At 72.3% G+C, this 3,120-nt stretch carries 4 protein-coding genes; all 4 read left to right on the top strand.

The window, feature by feature from the left end:
* Nucleotides 1-273 (top strand): ATP-binding protein (locus ACYVE9_RS20700; protein WP_461029388.1); only part of this gene is annotated, 273 nt, incomplete at its 5' end.
* Nucleotides 266-937, top strand: coding sequence for a response regulator (locus ACYVE9_RS20695; protein ID WP_461029387.1), 672 nt, complete (start codon nt 266-268; stop codon nt 935-937). The genes ACYVE9_RS20700 and ACYVE9_RS20695, both read left to right, overlap by 8 nt.
* A gap of 63 nt (nt 938-1,000) precedes the next feature.
* Nucleotides 1,001-1,999 (top strand): ATP-dependent 6-phosphofructokinase, encoded by a 999-nt coding sequence (locus ACYVE9_RS20690; protein ID WP_461029386.1) that lies wholly within the window; start codon nt 1,001-1,003, stop codon nt 1,997-1,999.
* A 45-nt stretch (nt 2,000-2,044) separates the two neighbouring features.
* Entirely contained in the window at nt 2,045-3,058 is a 1,014-nt protein-coding gene (locus tag ACYVE9_RS20685; protein WP_461029385.1) for a 2-hydroxyacid dehydrogenase, read from the top strand.
* The last annotated feature ends 62 nt before the right edge of the window (nt 3,059-3,120 follow it).

Genomic DNA, 3,120 nt, shown 5'->3' with positions numbered 1-3,120 from the left:
GGCGCCGCGCTGGACAACGTGCGCGCGCACGCCGGGGAGGGCGCCCGCGCCTGGATCCTGCTGGAGGACGAGGGTGACGCCGTCCTGGTCTCCGTCCGCGACGACGGCCCCGGCATTCCCCCCGGCCGGCTGGCCGCCGCGGAGGCCGAGGGACGCATGGGGGTCTCGCTGTCCATCCGCGGACGGCTGGAGGAACTGGGCGGCAGCGCCCAGCTGGTGTCGGTGCCCGGTCAGGGCACCGAAGTCGAGTTGAGGGTGCCCAGGCATGACTGAGACGCCGACCGTGAAGGTGATGGTCGTCGACGACCATCCGATGTGGCGGGACGCCGTCGCCCGTGACCTGGCGGAGGCCGGGTTCGAGGTGGTGGCCACCGCCGGGGACGGCCCGCAGGCCGTCCGCCGCGCCGAGGCGGCCCGCCCCGACGTGCTGGTGCTGGACCTGAACCTGCCCGGGCTGCCGGGCGTGGAGGTGTGCAAGCGCCTGGTGGGGGAGGGTTCGACGCTGCGGGTGCTGGTGCTCTCGGCCAGCGGCGAGCACGCCGACGTGCTGGAGGCGGTCAAGTCCGGGGCGACGGGCTACCTCATCAAGTCGGCCAGCACCGAGGAGCTCGTCGACGCCGTCCGGCGCACGGCGGCCGGCGACGCCGTCTTCACCCCCGGCCTGGCCGGGCTGGTGCTGGGCGAGTACCGGCGGCTGGCCGGCGAGACGGCGCCTGCCGGCCCCGGCGGGCCGGCCGCACCGCAACTGACCGAACGGGAGACGGAGGTGCTGCGCCTGGTGGCGAAGGGGCTCTCGTACAAGCAGATCGCCGAACGCCTGGTGATCTCCCACCGCACCGTGCAGAACCACGTGCAGAACACCCTCGGCAAGCTCCAGTTGCACAACCGCGTCGAGTTGGTCCGCTACGCGATAGAGCGCGGCCTGGACGACGGCTGACCGCGGCTGTCGTACCGTGGCGGTGGACGATCACAGCAGGCGAAGCGGAGAGAGGCACACGGCATGCGGATCGGAGTACTCACCGGCGGCAGCGACTGCCCGGGACTGAACGCGGCCATCCGCGCCATGGTGCGCAAGGGCGTGCAGGAGTACGGCGACGGCTTCGTCGGGTTCCGGGACGGCTGGCGGGGTGTCGTCGAGGACGACACCGTGCCGCTGGACATCCCGGCGGTGCGCGGCACGCTGCCCCAGGGCGGCACGATCCTCGGCTCCTCCCGCACCGACCCGCTCGCCGCCTCGGACGGCCCGGACCGCATCCGCCGGACCCTCGCCGCCCACCGGCTCGACGGGCTGGTGGTGATCGGCGGCATCAACACGCTGACCGCCGCCGCGGTCCTCGCCGACGAGCACGGCATTCCCTGCGTCGGCGTGCCCAAGACCATCGACAACGACATCAACGGGACCGACTACACCATCGGTTTCGACACGGCGGTGAACGTCGCCACCGAGACCATCGACCGGCTGCACACCACCGCCGAGTCGCACAAGCGGGTCCTGGTCGTCGAGGTGATGGGCCGCAGCACCGGCTGGATCGCCGTGCACGCCGGCCTGGCCGGCGGCGCCAACTGCGTGCTCATCCCGGAGCGGCCGTTCGACCTGGACGAGGTCTGCGCCCGGGTGACGTCCCGCTTCCGCGCCACCTACTCGCCGATCGTGGTGGTCACCGACAGCGCGCTGCCCAAGGAGGAAGCCGTGGCGCTGGAAGGGCTGTCCGGGATCGGGGAGTGGCTGGGCAGCGAGATCGAGCACCGCACCGGCCACGAGGCCCGCACCACCGTGCTGGGCCACATCCAGCGCGGCGGCACACCGAGCCCCCAGGACCGCTGGCTCGCCACCCGATTCGGCCTGCACGCGGTCGACGCGGTGCACGCCCGCGACTGGGGAGCCATGGTCGGCCTGCGCGGCACCGACGTCGTACGCACCCGGCTCACCGAAGCCGTCGCCGAACCCAAGCGCGTCGACGCCGACCGCTACGCGGAGAACGAGATCTTCTTCGGCTGACGGCTGACCGCCGGCGTGCCGGGGCCGAGGACCTATATTCGCGCTATGCAGATCCTCGCTTTCGGAGTCCAGGCCGACGAGAAGCCGCTGATCGAGCGGGCCTTCACCGACCGGTACCAGGTCAGATGCCTCGACGTGTTCATGAACGGCGACACCGCGCCGATCGCGGCGGGGCACGAGATCGTCAGCGTCAGCGTGAACGCCGAACTCGACGCCCACGTGCTGCGCACGCTCGCCGCGGGCGGCACCCGGATGATCGCTCAGCGGGCCACCGGCTTCAACAACATCGACCTGGACGCGGCGGCCGAGCTGGGGTTCACCGTGGCCCGCGTCTCGCACTACTCGCCCTACTCGGTCGCCGAGTTCGCCTGGACGCTGGCGATGGCCGTCAACCGCAGGATCGTGCGGGCGGCCCGGCGCACCCGCGAGTTCGACTTCCGGCTGGACGGGCTGCTGGGCCGGGACATGCACGGCCGCACGGTCGGGGTGGTCGGCACCGGCAAGATCGGTGAGGCCTTCACCCGGATCGCCCACGGGTTCGGCATGCGCCTGCTCGGCTGGGACATCGCGGAGAACCCCGCCTGCCGCGCACTGGGCATGGAGTACACCGACCTGCCCACGCTGCTCACCCGGTCCGACCTGGTCAGCCTGCACGTGCCGCTGCTCCCGCAGACCCACCACCTCGTCGGCCGGGAGGCGCTGCGGTCGATGAAGGACGACGCCATCCTGGTCAACTCCAGCCGCGGTGGGCTGGTGGACGCCGACGCCCTGGTGGACGAACTCAAGGCGGGCCGGTTCGCCGGGGTCGGCCTCGACGTCTACGAGGCGGAGGCGGGCCTGTTCTACCAGGACAAGTCCCTGGACGTCATCGCCGACGACACGCTGGTGCGCCTGATGTCGTTCGGCAACGTGCTGGTCAGCTCCCACCAGGCGTACTACACGCGGGAAGCGGTCGGCGAGATCATCAGCACCACCGTGCACAACGTCGAGGACTACCTCGCGGGGCGGATCGGCGAGAACGTGCTCACCGCGCCGGGACGGCCGCCCGGCGCTCCCTGACCCGCCCGGCACTCCTTGACCCGCCCGGCGCTCCCGCGCCGCCCCGGTGCGTGTGCGGCGCG

The organism is Streptomyces sparsus, from assembly GCF_054776295.1.
Note: the sequence above shows the minus strand (reverse complement) of the source record. Positions and strands in the feature narration are given on the sequence as shown.

What these genes read in the sequence shown, in the direction of transcription:
- ACYVE9_RS20695 (WP_461029387.1), top strand. Translation starts at nt 266, where the DNA reads ATGACTGAGACGCCGACCGTGAAGGTGATGGTCGTCGACGACCATCCG.
- ACYVE9_RS20690 (WP_461029386.1), top strand. Translation starts at nt 1,001, where the DNA reads ATGCGGATCGGAGTACTCACCGGCGGCAGCGACTGCCCGGGACTGAAC.
- ACYVE9_RS20685 (WP_461029385.1), top strand. Translation starts at nt 2,045, where the DNA reads ATGCAGATCCTCGCTTTCGGAGTCCAGGCCGACGAGAAGCCGCTGATC.